Origin of the sequence: Salinisphaera sp., assembly GCF_002729955.1 — a bacterium.
GTDB lineage: Bacteria > Pseudomonadota > Gammaproteobacteria > Nevskiales > Salinisphaeraceae > Salinisphaera.
The window spans coordinates 85118-107143 of the sequence record NZ_PBYA01000008.1 but is presented as its reverse complement, the minus strand read 5'-3'; the positions used below and the strand labels follow the sequence as shown (position 1 = coordinate 107143).

Annotated in this window: 20 protein-coding genes; 13 read left to right on the top strand and 7 right to left on the bottom strand. The window is 63.8% G+C overall.

The genetic code is table 11. The features are described from left to right. Positions 1–289: 289 nt before the first annotated feature. From CMN27_RS02695 to CMN27_RS02685, 3 genes are all read left to right on the top strand, one after another. A complete protein-coding gene (locus CMN27_RS02695) occupies positions 290–2221 on the top strand; it encodes an aconitate hydratase (RefSeq protein ID WP_293623866.1) in 1932 nt (643 codons plus the stop codon). Positions 2222–2380: 159 nt separating this feature from the next. After that, the gene (locus tag CMN27_RS02690; RefSeq protein ID WP_293623865.1) at positions 2381–2956 is read left to right on the top strand and encodes a hypothetical protein; all 576 of its coding nucleotides are present in this window, start codon (positions 2381–2383) and stop codon (positions 2954–2956) included. 107 nt (positions 2957–3063) lie between these two features. Further along, positions 3064–3681 carry a class I SAM-dependent methyltransferase gene (locus CMN27_RS02685; RefSeq protein ID WP_293623864.1) on the top strand — a complete coding sequence of 206 codons (618 nt, stop codon included), beginning with the start codon at positions 3064–3066 and terminating at the stop codon, positions 3679–3681. 60 nt (positions 3682–3741) lie between these two features. On the opposite strand, the gene CMN27_RS02680 is transcribed toward CMN27_RS02685, so the two are convergent. Genes CMN27_RS02680 through purD form a run of 4 tightly spaced genes read right to left on the bottom strand, consistent with a single transcriptional unit; the run spans position 3742 to position 8235 of the window. Continuing rightward, positions 3742–4746 carry an alpha-L-glutamate ligase-like protein gene (locus CMN27_RS02680; protein ID WP_293623863.1) on the bottom strand — a complete coding sequence of 335 codons (1005 nt, stop codon included), beginning with the start codon at positions 4744–4746 and terminating at the stop codon, positions 3742–3744. After that, positions 4743–6284, bottom strand: coding sequence for an inactive transglutaminase family protein (locus tag CMN27_RS02675; protein ID WP_293623862.1), 1542 nt, complete (start codon positions 6282–6284; stop codon positions 4743–4745). Before CMN27_RS02675 ends, CMN27_RS02680 begins: the two co-directional genes overlap by 4 nt. 16 nt (positions 6285–6300) lie before the next feature. Beyond that, positions 6301–6861 carry an ATP-dependent zinc protease gene (locus tag CMN27_RS02670; protein ID WP_293623861.1) on the bottom strand — a complete coding sequence of 187 codons (561 nt, stop codon included), beginning with the start codon at positions 6859–6861 and terminating at the stop codon, positions 6301–6303. A 51-nt stretch (positions 6862–6912) separates the two neighbouring features. After that, a complete protein-coding gene (purD, locus tag CMN27_RS02665) occupies positions 6913–8235 on the bottom strand; it encodes a phosphoribosylamine--glycine ligase (RefSeq protein ID WP_293623860.1) in 1323 nt (440 codons plus the stop codon). A gap of 185 nt (positions 8236–8420) precedes the next feature. Here purD and CMN27_RS02660 point away from each other — a divergent pair, with 185 nt between their 5' ends. Together CMN27_RS02660 and CMN27_RS02655 are read left to right on the top strand one after the other, a co-directional pair. Beyond that, positions 8421–9233 carry a UDP-2,3-diacylglucosamine diphosphatase gene (locus CMN27_RS02660; protein ID WP_293623859.1) on the top strand — a complete coding sequence of 271 codons (813 nt, stop codon included), beginning with the start codon at positions 8421–8423 and terminating at the stop codon, positions 9231–9233. Positions 9234–9315: 82 nt separating this feature from the next. Further along, entirely contained in the window at positions 9316–9840 is a 525-nt protein-coding gene (locus CMN27_RS02655; protein ID WP_293623858.1) for an NUDIX hydrolase, read from the top strand. Here CMN27_RS02655 and CMN27_RS02650 read toward each other — a convergent pair. Beyond that, positions 9788–10453, bottom strand: a complete 666-nt coding sequence (locus CMN27_RS02650) for a 4'-phosphopantetheinyl transferase superfamily protein (RefSeq protein WP_293623857.1) — start codon at positions 10451–10453, stop codon at positions 9788–9790. The genes CMN27_RS02655 and CMN27_RS02650 overlap by 53 nt on opposite strands. A 173-nt stretch (positions 10454–10626) precedes the next feature. Between CMN27_RS02650 and CMN27_RS02645 the strand changes: the two genes are divergently transcribed. Further along, entirely contained in the window at positions 10627–11862 is a 1236-nt protein-coding gene (locus tag CMN27_RS02645; RefSeq protein ID WP_293623856.1) for a cytochrome P450, read from the top strand. Between the two features lie 9 nt (positions 11863–11871). Beyond that, positions 11872–13827: a non-ribosomal peptide synthetase gene (locus CMN27_RS02640; protein WP_293623855.1), complete on the top strand. Its 1956-nt coding sequence runs from the start codon at positions 11872–11874 to the stop codon at positions 13825–13827. Here the strand turns inward: CMN27_RS02640 and CMN27_RS02635 are convergent. Further along, on the bottom strand, positions 13824–14585 hold the full coding sequence (locus CMN27_RS02635) for a lysophospholipid acyltransferase family protein (RefSeq protein ID WP_293623854.1): 762 nt from the start codon (positions 14583–14585) through the stop codon (positions 13824–13826). The two genes, CMN27_RS02640 and CMN27_RS02635, sit on opposite strands and share 4 nt — an antisense overlap. Positions 14586–14597: 12 nt before the next feature. After that, positions 14598–15224, bottom strand: a complete 627-nt coding sequence (locus tag CMN27_RS02630; RefSeq protein WP_293623853.1) for a lysophospholipid acyltransferase family protein — start codon at positions 15222–15224, stop codon at positions 14598–14600. A 235-nt stretch (positions 15225–15459) separates the two neighbouring features. Here CMN27_RS02630 and CMN27_RS02625 point away from each other — a divergent pair, with 235 nt between their 5' ends. From CMN27_RS02625 to CMN27_RS02600, 6 genes are all read left to right on the top strand, one after another. After that, complete coding sequence (locus CMN27_RS02625) at positions 15460–16932, top strand: nicotinate phosphoribosyltransferase (protein WP_293623852.1); 1473 nt, start codon at positions 15460–15462, stop codon at positions 16930–16932. A gap of 7 nt (positions 16933–16939) precedes the next feature. After that, on the top strand, positions 16940–17566 hold the full coding sequence (pncA, locus tag CMN27_RS02620; protein ID WP_293623851.1) for a bifunctional nicotinamidase/pyrazinamidase: 627 nt from the start codon (positions 16940–16942) through the stop codon (positions 17564–17566). A gap of 95 nt (positions 17567–17661) precedes the next feature. Then, on the top strand, positions 17662–19533 hold the full coding sequence (gene thiC / locus CMN27_RS02615) for a phosphomethylpyrimidine synthase ThiC (RefSeq protein WP_293623850.1): 1872 nt from the start codon (positions 17662–17664) through the stop codon (positions 19531–19533). Between the two features lie 85 nt (positions 19534–19618). After that, complete coding sequence (locus tag CMN27_RS02610) at positions 19619–20008, top strand: DUF3015 family protein (RefSeq protein ID WP_293623849.1); 390 nt, start codon at positions 19619–19621, stop codon at positions 20006–20008. Positions 20009–20236: 228 nt separating this feature from the next. Next, positions 20237–21169, top strand: a complete 933-nt coding sequence (locus CMN27_RS02605) for a histone deacetylase family protein (protein WP_293623848.1) — start codon at positions 20237–20239, stop codon at positions 21167–21169. Positions 21170–21693: 524 nt separating this feature from the next. Then, positions 21694–22014 carry a ComEA family DNA-binding protein gene (locus CMN27_RS02600; protein WP_293623847.1) on the top strand — a complete coding sequence of 107 codons (321 nt, stop codon included), beginning with the start codon at positions 21694–21696 and terminating at the stop codon, positions 22012–22014. Positions 22015–22026 lie beyond the last annotated feature (12 nt).

The following is a 22026-nucleotide window of genomic DNA, read 5'->3' as shown; positions in this document are numbered from 1 at the left end:
ATTCTACGCGAAGCACTCGTGTATGGATCACAGTCGCGTGCAAGGCGTAGACGTAATCCGTGTAGTTTACACAAGTTGCCGGTGCCGGCGTTTCTTCGTGGCGAGTCGATGCCTGCTGCATCGCTGTACTAACGGTAGCCGATTTGCCCCCTCACATGCGAACTAAAAATGCCGATAAATAGTAATAATTCTCATTTACGGCATATTTTTTGCTTTGATATGCCGTCGACACTTTCTGAACGGGTTGGCGCAGGCTATGGTGAGGGCATCTAACACGCTGGAGGGATCCATGGCCCAGAACGTTGCCCAGAAACTCATCGCGTCGCATCTGATCGACGGCGAGATGACGCCAGGCGAAGAGATCGCGCTGCGAATCGACCAGACGCTGACCCAAGACGCGACCGGCACCCTGGTCATGCTCGAACTCGAGGCGATGGAGCTCGACCGGGTCAAGACCGAGATCTCGGCCCAGTACGTCGACCATAACCTCATCCAGGAAGACAACAAGAACCCCGACGATCACCTGTTCCTGCAGTCCGCCTGCGAACGCTTCGGGGCCTACTACTCGCGCCCGGGCAACGGCATATCTCATGCCGTGCACATGGAACGCTTCGGGCGTCCGGGCAAGACCCTGCTGGGCTCCGACAGCCATACGCCGGCCGGCGGTTCGATGGGCATGCTGGCGATCGGCGCGGGCGGTCTGGAAGTTGCCATGGCCATGGCCGGCGAGCCGCTCTATACCAAGATGCCGAAGGTCTTCGGTGTCAAGCTCACCGGTGAATTGCCGGACTGGGTGTCGGCCAAGGATGTGATTCTGGAAATGCTGCGCCGACACGGCGTATCCGGGGGCGTGGGCAAGATCATCGAATACTACGGGCCGGGTCTGGACAATCTGGAGGCCATGGATCGACACGTGATCGCCAACATGGGCGCCGAGCTGGGTGCGACCACCACGGTTTTCCCGGCCGATGCCGAGATCAAGCGCTTTCTCAAGTCCCAGGGCCGCGAAGACGAGTACGAGGAACTGGTGGCCGACGAGGGCTGCGAATACGACGAGCACGACGAAATCGACCTGTCGACGCTGGTGCCCTTGATCGCCAAGCCGACTTCGCCCGGCAACGTCGTGCCGGTGGAAGAAGTCGCCGGCGACGAGCTGTATCAGTCCTATATCGGCTCCTCCGCCAACCCGGGCTACCGGGATTTCGCCATCACTGCGGAAATGGTGCGTGGACGGGAAGTGAGCAAGCATGTGTCTTTCGACGTGAACCCGTCGTCGCGTGCCATGCTGCAGACGCTGGCCCGCGACAACCTGCTGGGCCCGTTGATCGCCTCGGGCGCGCGTCTGCATCAGGCCGGCTGCAACGGCTGTATCGGCATGGGCCAGGCGCCGGCCTACAAGCGCAACAGCCTGCGTACCACCCCGCGCAACTTCCCGGGGCGCTCCGGCACCAAGGAAGACTCGGTATTCCTGTGTTCGCCGGAAACGGCGACCGCCTCGGCGCTGATGGGCAAGATCACCGACCCGCGTACGCTGGACTTCGAATATCCGAAGGTGAGCAATCCGGACGACCCGGTGGTCAACGACAAGATGCTCGAATCGCCGCTCCCGATCGAGGAGGCGCGCAAGGTCGAGCTGGTCAAGGGGCCGAACATCAAGTCCCTTCCGGATTTCGACGGTATTCCGGATGAATTCGAGCTGCCGGTGCTGCTCAAGGTCGGCGACGATATCTCCACCGACGAAATCATGCGCGCGGGTGCCGAGGTGCTGCCGTTTCGCTCCAACATCCCGGCCATCGCCGAGTTCGTTTACGACGTCGTGGACGAGGATTACCCCGATCGCGCCAAGGAGACGGGCGATCATGCGATCATCGGCGGCTCCAACTATGGTCAGGGCAGTTCGCGCGAACATGCCGCGATTGCGCCGCGCTATCTCGGGCTACGCGTCGTCGTTGCCAAGGACTATGCCCGTATCCACTGGCAGAACCTGGTCAACTTCGGTGTGCTGCCGCTGACCTTCGCCAACGGCGAGGATCTGGATAAGCTCAAGCAGGGCACCAAACTCAAGATCAGCGGTCTACACGATGCACTGGCGGCCGGGGATAGCCTCGAAGTCGAGACCGAAGACGGTGGCACGATCACCTGCAAGCATGCGCTGTCGGATCGCCAGATCGACATCCTGCGTGCCGGCGGGTTGATCAACTGGAAGCGCGACCAGGGCTGATTATGCCCGGGTCGGCGGCTTCGTCGGCCCGACATTTCGCTGTCACGTGGCGCCGGTTACCATGCCGGCGCTTTTTTGAGCGCGGCGGATTCCTGCGGGGCGCTGTGCTGTGTAGTGTTCCATTCGGGGCAAGGCCCCTTTTGCGCGACGGCAAAGACCATGACCCAGCTCTACCGCGACGTCGACCACGCCTATCAACTCAAGCTCTGTGATACCGAGCGCGCCTGTATCGGCGCGCGTCTGGCCGGCGTGGGCGTGCATTACGACCATGTCGAATTACCCAGCCTGGTCTTTGACGAAGAGTCGCGCCCGGACGAGGTGATCGGCAGTTATATCGAGCCGCTCGACCGGCTCATGGCGAGCATGCCGAAAGTGGCCCTGGACGTTGCCAGCGTGGCGGTTTCGCATCCGCGCCGCGATACCATCGAGCGCGAACTCATGATCGAGCATGCCCACGATGCGGTGGAGTCGCAGTTGCTGGTCCACGGCGCAGGCATTCTGTTCATGCGCGCTTCGAACGCGGTGTTCGCGCTGGCCTGTGAGCCGGGCGACTACGTGCGCGTGCCCGCCGGCCTGCGGCACTGGTTTCACATGGATTCCGCCCGCTCTTTTCGCACCATCCGTTTCTTCGAGCATGAAACACGTCCGCGGCTGTGTCATCGCGGTGACGATATGCGCGGACTGTTCGAACTCGTCGGCCAACAGGTACAGGAAAGCTCGCGCGGCGTGCTCTAGCCAATCCCTGGCCAAACTCGCGGCCAGCGATTTTTGTGTCGGCGACGACACAGGCGTATTCTTCGCTCGCCTAAGTGGTCGCACGACTAATCTACGGGAACCTATTCATGGATGAAAAATCCGTTGTAACCGCGTATCGCCGTCTGTCACGACAATACGATCGTTTCTTCGGCCCGGTGTTCGAGCAGGGACGCGAAGTCGCGGTGCGCAAGATGGACTGCAACGCCGGTGATCGCGTACTCGAGGTGGGCGTGGGTACCGGGCTGTCGCTCGATCACTACGCCGACGATGTCGAGGTGGTGGGCATCGACGTATCGCCGGAGATGCTGGAATACGCCAAGGCGCGCGTAAACGGCAACGCGGACCGTATCTCGCTGGCGCTGATGGATGCACAGGCGCTGGAATACGCGGACAACAGCTTCGACAAGGTCGTGGCGATGTATGTCGTTTCCGTTGCCCCGGACCCGAAGAAGGTCGTCGAGGAAATGAAGCGCGTCTGCAAGCCCGGCGGCGATCTGTTTATCGTGAACCACTTCAGCCAGGGCAGGGGCGCGATGGCCTCGCTCGAGCGCATGGTGTCGCCGCTGTCGAAGCTGGTCGGTTTCCGCCCGTCGTTCCCGCTGGACGATTTCCTGGAAATGGCCGATCTCGACGTGGTCGAGACGCGGCCGGTCAATGCCTTCGGCTACTGGACCTTCATCCACGCCCGTAACAAGGCCAGCTGAGCCGGCAGGTACGCAAGGGCGCGGCCCGCCAATCGTTCGACGATTGCGCCGGGCGCGCCGCTAGCCGCCTTCGCCGAATAGTTCCTGGCCGAGCGCGACGCGTGCGGCCGCGGAGCTGGGAATCTTTTCGATTGCGCGCACCTTTTCCAGCCGGTGGCGCAGGCCCATCTGATTGGCCAGCTGAATATTCAGGCCCGGCCGGGCGTTGTACTCGAGCACCAGCGGCCCGTGCTCGGCATCCAGCACCACATCGACGCCCAGATAACCCAGCTGGGTGAGGTCGTAGGAGCGTGCGGCGAGTTCCAGCAGCAGCTGCCAGTCGGGCACCTGAATGCCGCGCACGGCATTGCCGGAATCCGGGTGTGAATCCAGCACGCTGTTGAACCATACCCCGTCCACCGTGCGCCCGGTGGCCAGGTCGATGCCGGCACCGATCGCGCCCTGATGGAGATTGGCCTTGCCGTCGGACTGGCGGGTCGGCAGGCGCACCATGCTGGCGATCGGAATACCGCGAAAGACGATGGTGCGGATATCGGGCACGCCCTGAAAGCTCACCGCATCGAATACCGCATGCGGCTTCACGCGATACTCGATAATGGCCTTGTCGGGCAGGCCGCCCAGGCTGTACATGCCCGACAGCACGTTCGAGATGAAGTGCTCGAGCTCGCTGCGGGACACGCTCACGCCCGACGAGCGCAGGAACTGATTGCCGCGCCGGCCGCCGATGACCATGATCCCGCTGCCGCCCGATCCCTGGGCCGGCTTGATCACGAAGTCCTGATGATCGCCCAGAATCGTGTCGAGATCGCGCACCTGGTGTTCGATCTCGATCACGCCATACAGCTGCGGTGTGGCGATGCCCGCTTCCAGCGCCAGCTGCTTGGTCTTGAGCTTGTCGTCGACCAGCGGATAGTACTTACGCTTGTTGTAGATGCTGATGTAGTCGCCGTTGCGCTCGTTCATGCCGAGGATGCCCAGCTCTCTGAGCGTCGACGGCATGCGCAGCGGCGGGTTGCGCCGCAGCAGCCGCAACCGGCTGCGCCAACCGCGTCCGATACTGCTCATTGCTTGTTCGTGATCGCCCGGGCCGAGGCGCGGAATCGCCACAGCTCGGAGACACGGTAGCCGGTATAGCGGCCGGCGAGCAGGGTGAACGCCAGGACCAGCAACAACAGTTCGGGGAATACGAAGGCCAGATACTCGGCCAGCGGATGGGTCATCACCACGAAGCCGACGGCCGCGACGGCCAGACTGCCAAAGCCCGACAACAGCGCGTCCTTCGGCCCGTTTTCATCCCATACGATCGACATGCGTTCGATGGTCATGGCCAGAATCACCATCGGGAACAGGGCAATCGATAGCCCGTGTTCCATGCCCAGCTTGTGACTGATGATGGACACGCCCGCCATGAGCAGGATCACGATCGTGAGCATCGAGGCCAGCCTGGGCACCAGCAACAGCTTCAATCGCTCCAGGTAGAAGCGAATGATCAGCCCCAGCGCGACGAGCACCGTGAACAGGATGCAGCCCCAGAGCAGTTCGGTTTCGCGAAACGCCAGCGCGATCAGCACCGGCATGAACGTGCCGAAGGTGCGCAGGCCGATGAAGTTGCGCAACAGCACCACCACCAGCGCGCCCAGCGGCACGGTCAACAGGATCTTGTAGGTGTTCTGGGTGGCGATGGGCAGCGACAGCAGCGAATATTCGAGCACATCGGAATTGATCAGCCGCGCGCGCTGCTGGGCCAGACCCATGACATCGCGCGAGGTGCGCAGCGCCGAGAACTGCACGCTGGCGTTGTCGGCGCCCTCGATATCCACCAGCGGCATGTCGCCGGCATACCAGACCAGGGCATCGGCGGGAAAACCGGCGGCGCCGGTGCGCGGATTGAAGGCCAGCCAGCGTTCGCCGTTGTAGACCTCGAGCCAGGGCGTGAGGCTGCCGTGACGCAGGCTGCCGGCCAGGGGCAACACGTGCGCGATCCGTGAGGGGATACGCGCGCCGGCAAGGATATGCTGGATCTGCTTGACCTGGGCGGTCGCATCCGCGGACTCGTCACGCAGAACCTTTACCTCGGCTTCCGGGGTCGGATCGTTGAAGCGACGCAGCAGTTCATGGGCGAAGGAGGCGGTATCCGCCGAGCGTGCACGCACGCTGTCGAGCAGGGTGAAGACTGCCGCCCGCTCCGGGTCCGAATACTCGGGGATATCCGGATAGGACGGGGTCGGCTCGGTGCGATCGCGATGCGCGTCGCTGTCCTCGGTGAGCACGACGCGGTAGTAGAGCGTCTGCTGGCCGCTGAGGTTGCGGGCCGCCCACTGGACCACCCGGTTGGCGCCGACATCGTTGGTGGCCAGGCCATAGCCGGCCGAGATGAAGTTCTCGTCGAGGACAGAGAAGCCCGGCGGGGCCTTGGGCACCGCCAGGTTGATCTTGGCGGATCGATCCTGACCATCGAAGCGGACCGTGGCCTCAGCGGTCCACACCTGGGCGCTGGACTGCGGCGTCAGCGGCACGCCGAGACGTTCCGTCTTGTAGTAGCACAGTGCGATGGCAATGACGCTGAGAAACAGCGCCAGCGTCTTGAGATGAAAGTCTTTCACTTAAATGCCGGGCCGTTCAGTCGTCGGAGTCGGAGTCTTTCTTGTGTTCGACGACCTTGGAGTCGTGGTCGCACTCGGGCTCGTTGAGAAAGCTCTTGCTCACGTCGATCAGCCCGAGGTGGCGGATGGTGCGCCGACCCAGCAGCAGCGGGTAGATCATGTCGCCGCGATCGCGCAGAGAAAACTGTTCTTCGTAGATCGTGTTGTTCATGCAGACATCGAGCAGCACCACGGGGCGCTCGTCGCTGCCGCCCGCGCCGGTGACCTCGAGTTCACGATAGAGCGGCCGCTCGAACTTCTTTTCCACCATTTCGTTGGTGCGCTGGTCTTCCACGCGCGTGGTGAAGCGCACCCAGGTGTCGTCGTCCTTTTCGAACTTCTCGATATTGGTGGCGTGCAGCGACGAGGTGAGCGCGCCCGTATCGAGCTTGGCCTTGAGGGTCACGCCCCAGGGCACGAGCTGTGCCTTCTCCACCCAGCCGTAGACCGTCTTTTCGGTGGCGGCCTGACTGGCCGAAGCCGTGACGAGCAGAACACACAACAGGCACATACGGCTCACGAAACGAGTCGATTTCATCACTGGATTCCTTGGGACAGTCCGATCGCGAAAAGGGGGGATTATTCTTGATTATCGTTCATTAAGCGTAGCTGACGTCTCGCGCGATATCGCTCGATGCCCGATATCGCGGCGATACATCGCCTTGCGCCAGCTTATTTTTTCCACACCAGCATAGGCGCGCGCCTGGGCCTGGGCAACGTCGTCGCCGAGCGCGCAGACACATAATACGCGCCCGCCGTCGGTGAGTACCTTATCGTTATCGGCCAGTCGCGTGCCGGCATGAAATACCTGTGCGCCGGTCGCCTCGGCGGCGTCGAGGCCAGTGATTTCGTCGCCTTTTTCATAGCTGCCGGGGTAACCGCCGGCCGCCATCACCACGCCCAGCGCGGCGCGCGTATCCCATTCGGCCTCGACCTGGTCGAGGCGGGCGTTCAGCGCCGCTTCGATCAGATCCACCAGATCGCTTTGCAGGCGCATGAGAATCGGTTGGGTTTCGGGGTCGCCCAGGCGCACGTTGAATTCGAGCACGCGGGCATCGCCGGCCTCGTCGATCATCAGGCCGGCGTAGAGAAAACCGGTAAAGGCGTTGCCGTCGGCCGCCATGCCGGCCACCGTCGGCTCGATGACGTCGGCCATCACGCGTTCGAAAACGGCATCGGTCATGACCGGGGCCGGAGAGTAGGCCCCCATGCCGCCGGTGTTGGGGCCGGTATCGCCGTCATGGGCGGCCTTGTGATCCTGGGAGCTGGCCAGCGGCAGGATGTTCTTGCCGTCGACCAGAGCAATGAAGCTGGCTTCTTCGCCGGTGAGGAATCGCTCGACGACGATCCGCGCGCCCGAGTCACCAAAGGCATTGTCTTCGAGCATGTCGCGGGCCGCGGCGAGCGCGGCCTGTTCGCTATCCGCGAGAAAAACGCCCTTGCCGGCGGCCAGCCCGTCGGCCTTGACCACGATCGGCGCGCCCACGTCGCGAATATAGGCCGCGGCCTGGTCGTATTCGCTGAATACCGCATAGTCGGCGGTGGGGATCGCGTGGCGCGCAAGAAAATCCTTCGAGAATGCCTTGCTGGCTTCCAGGCGCGCGGCGTCGCGGCCGGGGCCGAAACAGGCCAGCCCGGCCTGCTCGAAGCAGTCCACGATGCCGGCCGCCAGCGGCGCCTCGGGGCCAACGACGGTGAGGGATACGGCGTTGTCGCGGGCGAAATCGCGCAGCGCATCGATATCGGTGGCGGCAAGCGCAATGTTCTCGACGCCCGGCATCCGGGCGGTGCCGGCATTGCCCGGCGCGACATACACCTGGTCGACCCGTGGCGAGGCCGCGATCTTGACCGCCAGCGCATGCTCGCGCCCGCCGTTACCCACGATAAGAACCCGGTGTCGTTTGGCTGTCATCTGTTGTCTTGTCGTCTGAAAAGAAGTGCCGCCGCGGCGCGGCCCGACGGGCGCCTGCGGCGAAGCTTAGCAAAAGCGTTTCGTAAAAAGTTCATTCAAGGCTGTCATGAAAACGCCATTAAAGCGTCACCGAACCGTGATTTGTGCGTTCTAGGCTGCAACCGAATCCGTTACCGGAACAGGCCATGTCAAAAGACAACAAGCAACGCCAACCGCTACGTTATCGCAGCGTGTTCATATCCGATGCGCATCTGGGCACGGCCGGCAGCCAGGCCGAGGCGCTGTCTTCGTTTCTCAAGCACTGCGAGTGCGAGAACCTGTACCTGGTCGGCGATATCATCGATGGCTGGCGGCTGCGCTCGACGTTCTTCTGGCCGCAGGAACATACCAACGTCATTCGCCGTATTCTTACCAAGTCGCGGCGCGGTACGCAGGTTTATTACGTGACCGGCAACCACGACGATTTCCTGCGCAAGTTCGTCGATTACGAGCTGCGCATGGGCAATATCCAGATCGTCAACGATGCGGTTCATGTCACCGCCGACAATCGCAAGCTGTTCATCATCCATGGCGATCTGTTCGACGTGGTGACCCGCTACCATCGCTGGGTGGCCCGTATCGGCGACGTCGCCTACGTCACGCTGCTGCGCGTCAACCGCTACTTCAACAACGCGCGGGCCCGGCTGGGCTATCCCTATTTTTCGCTGTCGGCCTATGCCAAGCACAAGGTGAAGTCGGCCGTGAACTTCATCAGCGAGTTCGAGAAGGCCGTGGCCCACGAATGCCGACGCCGCGGCTTCGACGGCGTCGTCTGCGGGCATATTCACCATGCCGAGATGAAGACCATCGAAGGGGTGAGCTACTACAACTCGGGCGACTGGGTGGAGTCGGCCACGGCGCTGGTCGAGCATTTCGACGGGCGCATGGAAATCGTGCACTGGAACGATATCAAGGACACGATCAAGCCCAGCAACGTGCACCCGCTGCGCGTGGCCTGAGGGGAAGCGCGCACGCGGCACGAACGCAGGGCCGGCGCTGCGGTTAGACTTGGCGGTGTTGTTCACAAGCCCTGACACCGATATGTCTGCCGATCGCACCCTTCATGAAGGTGAATTCCTGCGTTTGAAACGCCGCGACCACTGGGAGTATGTGGAACGCGTCAACGCGCGCGGTGTGGTCGTGATCGTGGCCGTGACCGATAACAACGAACTGCTGCTCGTCGAGCAGCCCCGCCTGCCCCTGCAGGCCAACGTGATCGAACTGCCCGCGGGGCTGGTCGGCGACATTGCCGGGGCAGAAGACGAGGCCATGGAGTTGGCCGCGCTACGCGAGCTGGAGGAAGAAACCGGCTATCGCGCGGCCCGCATGACGTTCCTCGCCGAAGGCCCGCCAAGCGCGGGGCTGACCAGCGAAACGCTGAGTTTCTATCGTGCGGGCCCGGTCACGCGCGTCGGTGCCGGCGGCGGCGATGACAGCGAAGACATCATTCCGTACGCGATACCGCTGGCCGAGGTCGAGACCTGGCTGGTCGAACGTGAGGCCGAGGGCAGGCTCATTGATCCGAAGATCTATGCGGGCCTGTATTTTCTCGGCCGGGAAGACTGAGCTCACGTAGATCGACCGGCCCGATCGGGCGATCGCTGGCCAGACAGGCCGCATAGCCGGCATCGAGATCGAGCGCGCGCAGGTGCCAGTCCCGTTCGTCGAGCCTGGCGGTGTCGCCGGCCAGGCTCAGGGCCCGGATGCGCTTGAGCCCGACCCGGCCACTGGCCTTGACCGTGGCCTCGCGGGCGCACCAGTAGTCGAAGAATGCGAGCGGTTGACGCTCAACGTGGGCGCGTTCGGCCGGGTCGAGCAGGCGTGCCATGCGCGCCATGTCGCGCAGGCGTCGGTGTTCCACATCCAGGCCAATGCTTGCTTCGTCGCATAGCGCGCAGGCGACCAGCTGCTCGCTGTGCGAAATGCTGAATGCAGGCGCGTCATGAATCTGCGGCTGACCGCTGGCGCTGAAGCCGATGCGCTCAAGCGTATCGTCGGCATAGTCGGCAGCGGCCAGCAATTTTTTCAGCAACCAGAGCCCGGCCCGGGTCCGGCTTCGGGCCCCGTCATCCTTCATGCGATCGATGCGTTCGCGATACGCCGGCGGGTCGAACGCCTGCTGTCGGGCGAGCAGCACTTGATCGTGTACACCCAGGAAGGTGTAAAATACACGTAACATAAAAATAATCGATTTGATTCCAAGCCGCGCAGCCGTTTGCCCAGGAGCCAGGGGCCGCGTATCGATCGGGTCGTTCCCAGATGTCCAGCAGCCTATCCGATATTGTCTCCGCCGCCGACAAAGTCGGCCCGTCCGCGCCATTCGATGTCGCACCCGATGATGCAACGCGGCGCATGCTCGTGCGTTGGCACCATGTATATGGTCCGGTGTATCGCGTCCCCGCGCCGCAGGGCGGTGCGCGTCGCTGGGTCGTGCATGACCCGGCCTTCGTCCAGCAGATCATGGTTCGGCGCTCGGCGCGCTATGCCAAGGGCCTGGGCCTGGATCGCGTTCGTCTGTTGCTGGGCGAAGGCATCATGGTGAGCGAGGGTGAGTTCTGGGCGCGCCAGCGCCGCCTCATCCAGCCCGCGTTCAAGCCGCGCCGGTTGGCGGACTTCAACACCATGATCGCGCACGAAAACCTCGCTCTGGCCGAGCGCTGGCGCCAAGCGGCAGGCGACGAGATGTGGGTCGACGTGGCTGCGCATATCAGCGAGCTGACGCTGGTGATCGTGCTCAAGTCCATCTTCGGCGCCGACTACGCGCGGCTGGTCGAGGGCGAGAGCAACCCGTTTTCCCTGCTCAGCGAGGAGGCGACCCGGGATCTGCGTTTCGCTGCACGCTTTCATCGGCTGGGTGGGGTCGTGGAGTCGATTATCGACAGCCGACAGGATAGCGACGAGCAGTCCTTCGATTTTCTCGGGCATTTGCTGGCCGCCCGCGACCGCGATGGCGAGGCCATGAGTCGGCGCACGCTGGTCGACGAGGTCATGACCCTGATCGTGGCCGGCCATGAAACCACCGCCAGCGCGCTCGCCTGGGCCTGGTACGAAATCGCGTGCCACCCCGAGGTCTGTGCACGGGCTCAGGCAGAGGTGGACGCGATCGACGAGCGCGAAATTCCGGCCCTGGTCGATCACGCCAGCGACCGGCTGCGTTTCATCGATGCGATAATCCATGAGACGCTACGGCTGTATCCGCCGGGCTGGCTGTTGTCCCGCCGCGCCCTCGAAGCCGATACATTCGGCGATTACGAAATCGCCGCAGGCGATCAGCTGCTGATCAGCCCCTATGTTTTGCACCGCGATCCGGCCTACTGGGCCATGCCGGATTGCTTTTCGCCGGCGCGTTTTCTAAAACAGGGTGTGCCTTCGCAACGCTTTGCCTATATGCCGTTCGCCGCCGGTCCGCGTCACTGCGTGGGCGAACATATGGCCATGACCGAAATGCGCCAGCATCTGGTAACGATGCTGCGTCTTTTCACGCCGGTGTATGCCGGTGAACATCCACCGATGCTGGAATCGCGGATCAATCTGCGGCCCGGCGACGGCGTGCCGATTCGCTGGCGCGCTCGACAGAACTTGTCCTAGAGGTTTCTCATGCCTGCTTTCAATACGCTTGCCGACGCGCTGGATGCGCATAAAGACTCGCCGCACGGCATCGTCTTCATCGACGGTGCCGACGAGGAACGGGGTCTCAACTATCGCATGCTGGCCAAGTCGGCCGAAGACCGACTGGCCGTGCTGCAGCAGCAGGGCATGACGACCGGCGAACCGCTGATTCTGTTCGTCGAAGACAACCTGCGTTTTCTGCAGTTCTTCTGGGGTGCGATCTATGGCGGCATCGTGCCGGTGCCGATCGCGGCGGGTGCGACCGCTGCCCAGATGGACAAGCTGCTGCGGGTCTGGCGCCATCTCGACGAGCCGCGCGTGGTGGCCGCGCCCAAACATATCGAGCGCCTGCGCGAACTGCTCGAACAGCGCGGCGAGCAGGCCGCCAGCGAGCGTCTGGGCGAGCGTGCGCTGTCCGACGAGCCGCCGGCCGTGGACCATGCGGCCGAGCGCGCCAGGCTGACGCCTGAACATACGGCGTTCATCCAGTTTTCGTCCGGCTCCACGGGTGATCCGAAAGGCGTCGTGCTCACCCATGCCAACGTGCTCGCCAATATCGAAGCGATCAGCAGCGGTTCGCAGTTCGGCGCTGATGAGGTGGCTTTGTCGTGGATGCCGCTCACCCACGATATGGGCCTGATCGGTTTCCATCTGACCCTGGTCCACAACGGCTTTGCCCATTATCTGATGACGCCGGATCTGTTCGCGCGCCGGCCGTTGCTATGGCTCGAAAAAGCCGCCGAAACGCGCGCCACGCTGCTGTGCTCGCCCAACTTCGGGTATCGGCACACGCTGCGTGCGATTTCGGCCAAGGGCCGGCCCGAACTGGATCTATCCAGCGTGCGCCTGATCTACAACGGCGCCGAGCCCATCGCCCCGGCGCTGGTACGCGAATTTCTCGACACGCTGGCGCCCACCGGCCTGAATGCGACGACCATGTTCGCCGTCTACGGCCTGGCCGAGGCCAGCCTGGCGGCTACATTCCCGAACCCCGGGCGCGGGCTGCGCAGTATCTCCGTGGCCCGCGGCGAACTGGGCGTAGGCGATACGGTGCGCTTCGACGAGGGCGCGCATGCGCTGGAACTGGTGTGCCTGGGCACGCCGGTCAAGTCGACCGAACTTGCGCTGGTCGATGCCCAGGGCCAGGCCGTTGCCGACGGCGTGGTCGGCCGGGTGCTCATTCGCGGCGCCAACGTCACCGGCGGCTATCACGACAATCCGCGGGCGAACGCCGACGCGCTGGTGGGCGAGGGCTGGCTGGACACCGGCGATCTGGGCTTTCGCCACGACGGCGAACTCGTGATCACCGGTCGCGCGAAGGAAATCATCTTCGTCAACGGCCAGAACCATTACCCGCAGGATATCGAAGCGCTGCTACAGGATCTGCCCGGCGCAGAGCTCAACAAGCTCGCCGCGGCGGGCGTACAGGCGCCGAGCACCACCGAGCAGGCGCTGGTGCTGTTCGTGGTGTTTCGCGGTCATCTTGAAGATTTCGCCGGCATCGCCCGGGAACTGCGCGGTGCGCTCAACCAGCGCGCGGGGCTTGTGGCATCGCAGGTGCTGCCGATTGCACGCATGCCCAAGACCACCAGCGGCAAGCTGCAGCGTTCGCTGCTGGCACGCCAGTATGCCGAAGGCGAATTCGACGAGATCGCCGCCCGGCTCGATGCCTTGCTCGGCCCTCGGGAGTCCGAGTCCGAAGCGGCCGAGAACACCGACCTCGCCGCCGAACTCAAGGCGATCTGCGATGAGGTCGTGCCCGGCCGGGATATCGGCGTCGACGACGATCTGTTCGAGATCGGCCTGTCCTCGCTGGAACTCGCCCAGATCCATGAAGGCATCGAAACGCGCTGGCCGAACCGGGTGGAAATGACCGACCTGTTCGATTATTCGACCATCAACGCGCTGGCAGCCTACCTGCAGGCCGAGACCGCCACGGCCTAATCGTCGCCGCTGGTTTCGGCACCGGCGCTGGGAGCGCGCGGCTTGCCGAGCTTCTTCGGCGGCCGCGGCGTCGTTCCGGCCAGACGATCCGCCTCGCGTGTGAGCGCGTCCAGCTGCGAGCCCAGGGATTCGGCGGCGGCCTCGACGCTTTCGCCGCGGGCGACGGTGACCGGTTCGCCGATGGTGATCGTCACCCGGGCGAAGGGCTTGGGGATGATCACCCGGTCCCAGGAATCGAGCTGCCAGTAACGGTCGGCCGAGAATGAAAGCGGCAGCAGGGTGGCCTGCGTCATCTGGGCAAGCATCAGGGTGCCCGGCTTGGCCACGAAGCCCGGCCCGTGCGGGCCGTCCGGATGGATGATCGGCGCCACGCCGGTTTTCATCACGCCGTAGAGATCGCGCATGGCGCGGGCGCCGGTGCGCGTGGCGGACCCGCGAATGATATGCGCCCCCATGCCTTCGACCACGCGGGCGGTAATCTCGCCGTCGCGGGAGGGCGAAACCAGAAACCCGGGTTTCAAACCGCGGGACTGGGCCTTGAGCAGATACCCCACGCTCGCGCTCAACCGCTGATGCCAGCAGCAGGGCATCAGGGCCCGGCCGCTGTCGATGGCTTGCCAAAGGTACGCTTCGCCGCTCACCTGCTGGATACGCCAGCTGGCGAGCAGGGCACGGGCGGTCGGTTTGAGCACCGATACGCCGATACCCAGGCCCAGCCGGCTGAATGCGCTCGGCGGGCGCTTACTGTCCTGACTCATAAACAACGGATCCTAGGGGGATGCATGCCGGGCGACGTCGCATAGCGCGTCGAGACGCCGGCCCAGTTCTTCTGCGATGGTTTCGGCCTCGCGCCTGTCGTGCAACGGGCCGATCGGCCAAGGTTCGCCCAGCGCAATTCTAAACCGGCAGAACGGCATGGGCACCTGGAAGCGATCCCACGATTTTACCTGCCAGAAGCGGCTGCTCGCCGCACCCACGAGCAACAGCGGGGCGCCGCTCTGACTGGCCAGGATGACCGCCCCCGTCTTGAAAACACGGGCCGGGCCGCGCGGGCCGTCGCCGTACATCATGGGGGAGATGCCCTCGGCCACGGCAGCGGTCAACGCCTGCATGGCCTCTCGGCCGGTGCGGCTGGAGGAACCGCGAATCGGGATGACGCGATGGTTGTGGGCAACCCGAGACATGAAATCGCCTTCTCGCGACGGGCTGATCAAGAAGCCGACATTCATGCCTTGATCCACCAGCGAGCGCAGAAACAGGCCGCTGGGCACCAGGCGCTGATGCCAGGCGCACGGCACCACCGGTTGGCCCGAGGCAAGCGCGCTTTCCAGGTGCTCGCCGCCGGCCACGATTTCGATACGACAGCTCAGGCGCAGCAACCAGATATAGCTGGCCATCCCCCGCTGCGACACCATCCGAACCAGGCGCTGGCCTCGCGTGGGCGCGCGGCGGCGCGCCTTGCGCCGCTTTGATCGCGCTTGATCGCCCGTGGCGGTGGTGGCTTTGTCCCTGTCCATCGCAGCGAGCTTGCGGCTCGATCGTACCCCCGTGCAAGTTCGGGGGCGGGGCAGCGAGTTGAAAGTCGCGAGCAACGTTCGCATTCTACTCAGACCATCCCTGCCTGTTTCGTCTATGTCCTTGCTGGGGCAACTCTATGGTCGTGCGCCTGCGCTACTGACCGATCTCTATCAGCTGACCATGGCCTATGCCCATTGGCACAACGGCTCGAGCGAGCGCGAGGCGGTGTTTCATCTGTTCTTTCGCGATGCGCCCTTCGATAACGGGTTCGCGATCGCATGCGGGCTGGAAACGGCGGTGGAATACGCCACCCAGATGTCGTTCACCGAGGCCGATATCCATTATCTGGCCACGTTGAAAGACAACGCGGGCGGCGCGCTTTTCGAACCGGGCTTTCTGGATTATCTGCGCGAGCTGCGCTTTACCGGCGATATCGATGCCGTGCCCGAAGGCACGGCGGTATTCGCGCATCAACCGATGCTGCGCGTGCGGGCGCCGATCCTGCAGGCACAGCTGCTGGAAAGCGCGCTGTTGAACATGATGAACTTCCCGACCCTGGTCGCGACCAAGGCCGCCCGTATCGCCCATGCCGCCGGCGACGATCCGGTGCTGGATTTCGGGCTGCGCAAGGCGCAGGGCATCGACGGCGGCGTATCGGCCGCGCGGGCGGCCTATATCGGCGGCTGTGCCGGTACTTCCAACGTGCTGGCCGGCCAGCTGTTCGGAATTCCGGTATCGGGCACCCATGCCCACGGCTGGGTCATGGCCTTCGACGACGAAATCGATGCCTTCGATGCCTATGCAGCGGCCCTGCCCGAAAACTGCGTGTTTCTGGTGGATACCTACAACACCATCGACGGTATCCAAAACGCTATTCGTGCCGGCATGAAACTGCGCGAAAGCGGCCATGAGATGGCCGGCATCCGTCTGGATTCGGGCGATCTGGCCGAGCTGTCGAAAACCGCGCGCCGCATGCTCGATGCCGCCGGTTTCGAGAAGGTACGGATTGCGGCCAGTTCGAGCCTGGACGAAAACGTCATCGCCGAACTCAAGCGCGAAGGGGCGCCGATCGTGCTCTGGGGCGTGGGTACGCGCCTGACCACCGCGCAGCCGGATGCCGCGCTCGACGGCGTCTACAAGCTCGCTGCGATCCGCAGCGATCGCGGCACCTGGTCCTATCGAATGAAGCTTTCTGATACGCCGGGCAAGCTCACCCGGCCCGGCGTGCATCAGGTACGTCGCTTCACCGACGACGGCGCGCCGTTCGCCGATCTGCTGTTCGACGAGGCCGCGCCGAAAACAGCCTGGGCCGGCACCTCGGGCGAGAGCTGCCACCAGTTCGACCCCCAGGCTCCGCATATCGACCTGCTCACCGGCGTGGTTCGAGCCGGCGAGCGCACCGGCAGTGCCCCGGATCTGGTCGACGTGCGTGCCTATGCCGCGGAACAGTTCGCCTACTTCGCCGCGCGCCGCGATTACCCGGCACTGATCGATCGTTATCTTGAAGAATCCACCGACGCGCTGCGCGACTGGCTGGCGCGGCGCGATATGCCGGCCTCGTCGCGCTCGGGCAAGCTGGCGGAGTGAACCCGATATGAAACAGGCCCTGCTGCTCGTCGATATTCAGAACGATTTCCTGCCCGGCGGTGCGCTCGCGGTGGGCGACGGCGATGCGGTGGTACCGGTGGCCAACGCCCTGATGCCGCTGTTCGATCACGTGGTGGCAAGCCAGGACTGGCACCCGCCGCACCATCTGTCGTTCGCCGCCGAACACGCCGGCCACGCGCCGTTCGAGGTTACGCAGCTGGACGGCCATGACCAGATCCTGTGGCCGGTGCACTGTGTGCAGGGCACCCCCGGGGCCGGCTTTGCATCGGCGCTGGACGTGGCCGGTATCGATTACGTGGTGCGCAAGGGCACGGACCCGCGAATCGACAGCTACTCCGCCTTCTACGACAACCATCATCGCCAGGCCACCGGGCTGACGGCCCATCTGCGCGAGGCCCGGATCGATCATGTAGTGGTGCTCGGCCTGGCGGCCGATGTCTGCGTGAAGTTCACCGTGCTGGATGCGCTCGCCGAAGGGTTTGGCGTAACGCTGGTGCGCGACGGCGTACGCGGCGTGGATATGCAGCCCGGCGATACCGCCGCCGCGCTCGAAGCCATGCAGGCCGCGGGGGCAATGATCGTGGACAGCGCGAGCCTGTCGGCCGCCGGCTGATGACTTCGAAACCGCGCACGCACGCCCGTGCGCGGCTTTTATTGCACATGGCAGGTTGGTAGATTGAAAGCCTATTCCCCCGACGGCAAATCGATATGAGCGCTGTTCCCAAAGATCTGGCGGTGTCCGCGCGTCTGGCCGACGAAATGCGCGAGCCGTTCCCCAATTCCCGCAAGATTCACGAAACCGGCTCGCGGCAGGATATTCGCGTGCCCATGCGCGAGGTCAGCCAGTCGAATACGCCGGCCACGTTCGGCGTGGAAAAGAACCCGCCGATCACGATTTACGACTGCTCCGGCCCGTATACCGACCCGGACGCCACGATCGATCTGACCCGTGGCCTGCCCGCACTGCGTGCAGGCTGGATCGAGGAGCGCGGCGATACCGAGCTGCTCGAGGGCCTGTCGTCGCAGTTCGGGCGTGCCCGGGCCGAGGACGCCGCGACCGGCCATCTGCGTTTTCCCGACGTGCGGGTGCCGCGCAAGGCCAGGGCCGGCGCCAACGTGTCGCAGATGCACTATGCCCGTCAGGGTATCGTCACGCCGGAAATGGAGTTCGTGGCGATTCGCGAGAACGCCAAGATCGATGCGATCAAGGATTCGCGACTGCTGCGGCGCCACCCGGGCGAAGGCTATGGCGCGAATATCCCCGACTACGTCACGCCCGAATTCGTGCGCGACGAAATCGCGGCCGGGCGCGCGATCATTCCCAATAACATCAATCACCCCGAATCCGAGCCGATGATCATCGGCCGCAATTTCCGGGTGAAGATCAACGCCAACATGGGCACCTCGGCGGTGACCAGTTCGATCGCCGAGGAAGTCGAGAAGATGGTCTGGGCCGCGCGCTGGGGCGGCGACACGATCATGGATCTGTCCACCGGCAAGCATATCCACGAAACCCGCGAGTGGATCATCCGCAACGCGCCGGTGCCGGTGGGTACGGTGCCCATCTATCAGGCACTGGAAAAAGTCGACGGCAAGGCCGAAGACCTGACCTGGGAAATGTATCGCGACACGCTCATCGAACAGGCCGAGCAGGGCGTGGACTATTTCACCATCCATGCCGGCGTGCGCCTGCCGTTCGTGCCGATGACGGCCAATCGGGTCACCGGCATCGTCTCCAGAGGCGGCTCGATCATGGCCAAGTGGTGCCTGGCGCATCACACCGAGTCCTTCCTGTACACGCATTTCGAAGAGATCTGCGAAATCATGAAGGCCTACGACGTGGCGTTTTCGCTCGGCGACGGCCTGCGCCCCGGCGCGATTGCCGATGCCAACGACGAAGCCCAGATGGCCGAGCTGCGTACCCTCGGCGAGCTGACCCAGATCGCCTGGAAGCACGACGTGCAGGTGATGATCGAAGGCCCCGGTCATGTGCCCATGCAGCGTATCAAGGAGAACATGGACGCCGAGCTGGCCGATTGCCACGAGGCGCCGTTCTATACGCTGGGGCCCCTGACCACCGATATCGGCCCCGGCTACGACCACATCACCTCGGCGATCGGCGCGGCCCAGATCGGCTGGTATGGCACCGCGATGCTTTGCTATGTGACCCCCAAGGAACATCTCGGCCTGCCCGACAAGGACGATGTGCGCGAAGGCATCATCACCTACAAGATCGCGGCCCACGCGGCCGATCTGGCCAAGGGCCATCCGGGGGCCCAGATTCGCGACAACGCCCTGTCCAAGGCGCGCTTCGAATTCCGCTGGGAAGACCAGTTCAACCTCGGCCTCGATCCGATGAAGGCGCGTGAGTTCCACGACGAAACCCTGCCCAAGGACAGCGCCAAGGTCGCGCATTTCTGTTCCATGTGCGGGCCGAAGTTCTGTTCCATGCGTATTTCACAGGAAGTTCGCGAATTCGCGGCCGAGCGCGGTATCGAAACCCCGCAGGATGCGATCGATGCCGGTCTGGCCGAAAAGGCCGAAGAATTTCGCGACGGCGGCAACGCGCTGTACAAGTGAGTGGGCGCTGGCCAATTCAGTAATAGTTCATGCGCAGGTGCCTAGCCTCACCTGCGTAATCGCCAGAACCTCATGGGAGTAACGAATGCATAAACAAACCAGCACCTGGAAGCGTGGTCTTGCCCTTTGCGGCGTGGCCGCAGTCGGTCTCGGCCTTGCTACCAGCAGCTCGGCCCGTGATCGCGATGACCTGATCACCACCGCCAGCACCGCGGGTACCACGGCCTATATCGTGGGCAAGAACATCGACGACGATTTCGCCCAGGCTCAGGACTTCGCCGATACGCAGTCGGTCGCACTGCGCCGCGAAGCAGCCACGGGCGAAGGCGAGAACCTGGACGCGCTCGCCGCTCTGCTGCACGAAGACAACCCGGACGCCTTCGGTCAGTGGATGCAGAGCAACTACAGCACCCTGTACGGGCCCGAGGTATCGGCCGACAGCAACGTGGTCGATCGTATCGTGGCCATGCGCTAGTGCGTGAGGCGAACCCTCTGTGCCCGCCGCCACGATGCGAGCGCGGGTGGGTCGATGATCGAAAAACGCCGCCACGTGCGGCGTTTTTTAATGGGCGCGTGCAGGCCGGCCCGGCCCATGCCGACTTTTGGCTGACTTGCATTGCGCGGTCCGGTGTTGTTCGATGCGCAGCATATGTCGACGCCGCTCCGGGGTCGCGCTACCTGTCGGTACTCGGATGATTCCTCTATGACCACTGCCTATTTCAGCCATTCGAGTTGCCCATTGCACGATATGGGACGTGGCCACCCGGAGGCGCCCGCCCGTCTCGTGGCGGTCGAAAAAGGCATGAGCGTGGTCGGCGTGGATCGACGCGTTGCCCGGCGCGATGCACCCCAGGCACCGCTGGATGCGATCAAGCGGGTACACAGCCCGGCCTATGTCGACGAACTGGTGACCTTCGCGCCCAGCCGTGGGCGGGTCCGCCTGGACGATGACACCTACATGAACGGCCACAGCCTGACCGCTGCGCTGCATTCCGCTGGCGCACTCGTTGCCGCGACCGATGCCGTGCTGGCAGGCGAGGCCGCCAACGCCTTCTGTGCCGTGCGCCCGCCAGGCCACCATGCCGAGCGCGACCGGGCGATGGGCTTTTGTTTCTTCGACAATGTGGCGGTGGGCGCGGCCCATGCACTGTATGCGCACGGGTTGCGTCGGGTGGCGATTCTCGACTTCGACGTGCATCACGGTAACGGCACCGAAGACGTGCTGCGCAACGAACCGCGCGCACTGTTCTGTTCGAGCTATCAGAGCCCGCTGTTTCCTTTTACCTCCGACGACAATGGCCACGACACCCTCGTCAAGACGCCGCTCAAGGCCGGTACGCCGGGCAGCGTGTTCCGCCAGGCGGTCGAGCGTGACTGGTTGCCGGCCCTGGACGCGTTCGCCCCGGACATGATCTTCGTTTCGGCCGGCTTCGATGCCCACCGCTCGGACCCGCTCGCCGACCTCATGCTCGAGGCCGAAGATTACCAGTGGGTGACCGAGCGTATTGTCGAAGCCGCTGATCGCCTGTGCGACGGGCGGGTGGTGTCCACACTGGAAGGCGGCTACGCCCTCGACGCCCTCGCGGCCAGCTCGGCGGTACATATCCAGGCTCTGTGCGAGGCCGGCGAACGCTGATCGCTACGCTGCGGCATGCCGCAGCGACCGACTCGGCGTGTTGATGTGGCTCACCACAAGCCCCGAGCCTCCTCCGGTTTGCTCGCGCCCCAGCGGGCAGAACGCGCCCGTGCCGGATCCGGCAAGAAGCGCGCTACGGCATACGCGCGGTGGCGTACGTTTCTGAGCCGGCGATCCGGGTCGTGCCATTCGATGATTGATGGGCCAGAGCGGCGCAACGCGCATGAATTGTGTGACCAAGGCGTAGAGAATTCACGTTCGAAACGAGCGTTGCAACGCCGACCACTGGGCTACGGCGCGCTCGCTGGTATGCCGCGACGCGGGCAGCTCGTTGATGGGGCGTTTGCGCCTGCCGGCGCCGGGCGGCATGGATCGCCAGCGGAGTCGGTAACAAGTTATGTGGTTGGAACGCTGTTTCTATATTTAATTGAAAATAGCGCTAAATAATTGATTGTTCGATTGATGAAACGCTCTTTTACGTGTCATAAAAGTTCAATTTGAACATTCAATAACGCCCCGCTAGGTTGAAGCTTCATTTAAAAATTGGGGTTTTTAAAATGAAGAATCTGTTACTGATGCTGGTTGCCGTTTCGGCCCTGACGATGAGCGCCCTCGCAATGGCGGCCGTCAACGTCAATACCGCCGATGCCGAGGCGCTGGCTGAGTTGCCTTACATCGGGGAAGCCAAATCGGCTGCGATCATCGAAGAACGTGAAGCCCACGGTGACTTCGAATCGGTGGACGACCTGACCCGCGTCAGCGGTATTGGCAGCACGACCGTCGACCGTATTCGCGATCAGGTCACGGTCGACAGCAGCTCGGCCTCGACCGACGGCGGCAGCTGATACAGCACGCTC

Excerpts from the sequence above, each read along its gene's own strand:
- CMN27_RS02650 (WP_293623857.1), bottom strand. The coding sequence starts at position 10,453 with ATGTTACGTGTATTTTACACCTTCCTGGGTGTACACGATCAAGTGCTG.
- CMN27_RS02655 (WP_293623858.1), top strand. The coding sequence starts at position 9,316 with ATGTCTGCCGATCGCACCCTTCATGAAGGTGAATTCCTGCGTTTGAAA.
- CMN27_RS02660 (WP_293623859.1), top strand. The coding sequence starts at position 8,421 with ATGTCAAAAGACAACAAGCAACGCCAACCGCTACGTTATCGCAGCGTG.
- CMN27_RS02610 (WP_293623849.1), top strand. The coding sequence starts at position 19,619 with ATGCATAAACAAACCAGCACCTGGAAGCGTGGTCTTGCCCTTTGCGGC.
- CMN27_RS02630 (WP_293623853.1), bottom strand. The coding sequence starts at position 15,224 with ATGGCCAGCTATATCTGGTTGCTGCGCCTGAGCTGTCGTATCGAAATC.
- CMN27_RS02625 (WP_293623852.1), top strand. The coding sequence starts at position 15,460 with ATGTCCTTGCTGGGGCAACTCTATGGTCGTGCGCCTGCGCTACTGACC.
- CMN27_RS02690 (WP_293623865.1), top strand. The coding sequence starts at position 2,381 with ATGACCCAGCTCTACCGCGACGTCGACCACGCCTATCAACTCAAGCTC.
- purD (WP_293623860.1), bottom strand. The coding sequence starts at position 8,235 with ATGACAGCCAAACGACACCGGGTTCTTATCGTGGGTAACGGCGGGCGC.
- CMN27_RS02685 (WP_293623864.1), top strand. The coding sequence starts at position 3,064 with ATGGATGAAAAATCCGTTGTAACCGCGTATCGCCGTCTGTCACGACAA.
- CMN27_RS02670 (WP_293623861.1), bottom strand. The coding sequence starts at position 6,861 with ATGAAATCGACTCGTTTCGTGAGCCGTATGTGCCTGTTGTGTGTTCTG.
- CMN27_RS02645 (WP_293623856.1), top strand. The coding sequence starts at position 10,627 with ATGCTCGTGCGTTGGCACCATGTATATGGTCCGGTGTATCGCGTCCCC.
- CMN27_RS02680 (WP_293623863.1), bottom strand. The coding sequence starts at position 4,746 with ATGAGCAGTATCGGACGCGGTTGGCGCAGCCGGTTGCGGCTGCTGCGG.
- CMN27_RS02635 (WP_293623854.1), bottom strand. The coding sequence starts at position 14,585 with ATGAGTCAGGACAGTAAGCGCCCGCCGAGCGCATTCAGCCGGCTGGGC.
- pncA (WP_293623851.1), top strand. The coding sequence starts at position 16,940 with ATGAAACAGGCCCTGCTGCTCGTCGATATTCAGAACGATTTCCTGCCC.
- CMN27_RS02640 (WP_293623855.1), top strand. The coding sequence starts at position 11,872 with ATGCCTGCTTTCAATACGCTTGCCGACGCGCTGGATGCGCATAAAGAC.
- CMN27_RS02605 (WP_293623848.1), top strand. The coding sequence starts at position 20,237 with ATGACCACTGCCTATTTCAGCCATTCGAGTTGCCCATTGCACGATATG.
- thiC (WP_293623850.1), top strand. The coding sequence starts at position 17,662 with ATGAGCGCTGTTCCCAAAGATCTGGCGGTGTCCGCGCGTCTGGCCGAC.
- CMN27_RS02695 (WP_293623866.1), top strand. The coding sequence starts at position 290 with ATGGCCCAGAACGTTGCCCAGAAACTCATCGCGTCGCATCTGATCGAC.